Raw genomic sequence first — 1165 nt, 5'->3', positions numbered from 1 at the left:
CGTCCGACAGCCATTCAAGACGGACGGGCGAAGCGTAAGTCTGCGACTGACGAGCAAGGGCAAAAAAGCGCTTGCACGCGATCCGTTCGAAGTTCTGGTGCGCGCCGTGGATTCGCTCGACGCGACAGAGCGAACTGCGATGCGTCGCGCCCTGCACCAAGTGCTGTCCACTCTAGCTACGGGTGGTGCGCATCGGCGGTTCGGTGTTTGCCCGGACTGCACGCACTTCGGCAGAGAGATGTGCGGCAACCTGCCTAGCACGGGCCCCTCGGCCGTTGAATGCCTGCTCCTCGGTGTTCCGATTCAGCCAGAGGATGTAGGTCTTCTGTGCGTCCATTTTCAACCCATGAACGAGCACCGCGAGGACGGATACCATGAATGAGTTCACTGCTGCGATCTGCTGAAAGGACGCTTAATTGACCTTCGTCGTCAACGAGAGCTGTATTCGCTGCAAAATCATGGACTGCGTCGAAGTGTGCCCCGTGGACTGCTTCTACGAGGGCGAGAACATGCTCGTCATCCACCCGGACGAATGCATCGACTGCGGGGTCTGCGTGCCGGAATGCCCGGTCGACGCGATCAAGCCTGACACCGAGCCGGGGCTAGAGAAATGGCTGTCGCTGAATGCGGAATACGCGAAAATCTGGCCAAATATTATGGTCAAAAAAGCGCCCCCGCCCGACTCTAAGGAATGGGAGGGGAAGCCGGACAAACTCCAATACTTCTCGCCAAATCCCGGCGCGGGTGATTGAGGCGGACAGCGCCCGCGCCGCAACATTCACCTTCGCAGTTTGCCAGCCTTGGTTCGCGTTTGAGATCCCTCAGGCGCATACTTAGACAACCACCGCTCCGCCTCCTAGGCATTACTACCGGTGACAGAGAGTGCGCTCCCCCTGTTCGAGGGAAGCATCATGCCCCAATCTCAACGCCTCTCGTCCGTCATTCCATTCGCTGCAATTGAGCGTCCCGCCTGCCCGAAGTGCAAGGCCCGGATGATGCTCGTTAGCATCGAGCCATAGCACGCGCCCGGGGCGTCGACTTGCGCTGTTTGCAATCAGGTACTTACGACCTTTGCCGCGTTTGAAGACCCCATGAAGTCCAAGGGCCTTGGCCGCTGGCTTCTAGGCGATTTGCACCCACCGAAGTAAGGCCCGCCGGCGTGAAC

The 1165-nt window shown here is 59.3% G+C and carries 1 protein-coding gene and 1 pseudogene; both read left to right on the top strand.

Annotated features, from left to right (window positions below; genetic code table 11):
• Positions 1-382, top strand: a pseudogene (locus tag IVB46_RS23895) (hypothetical protein); the annotation flags it as partial.
• Between the two features lie 34 nt (positions 383-416).
• A complete protein-coding gene (gene fdxA / locus IVB46_RS23890; protein WP_247315912.1) occupies positions 417-752 on the top strand; it encodes a ferredoxin FdxA in 336 nt (111 codons plus the stop codon).
• Positions 753-1165: the final 413 nt, after the last annotated feature.

Source organism: Bradyrhizobium sp. 61 (genome assembly GCF_023073075.1).
Lineage (GTDB): Bacteria > Pseudomonadota > Alphaproteobacteria > Rhizobiales > Xanthobacteraceae > Bradyrhizobium > Bradyrhizobium barranii.
The sequence above is the reverse complement of the archived record's forward strand: the minus strand, read 5'-3'. Positions and strand labels throughout refer to the sequence as shown.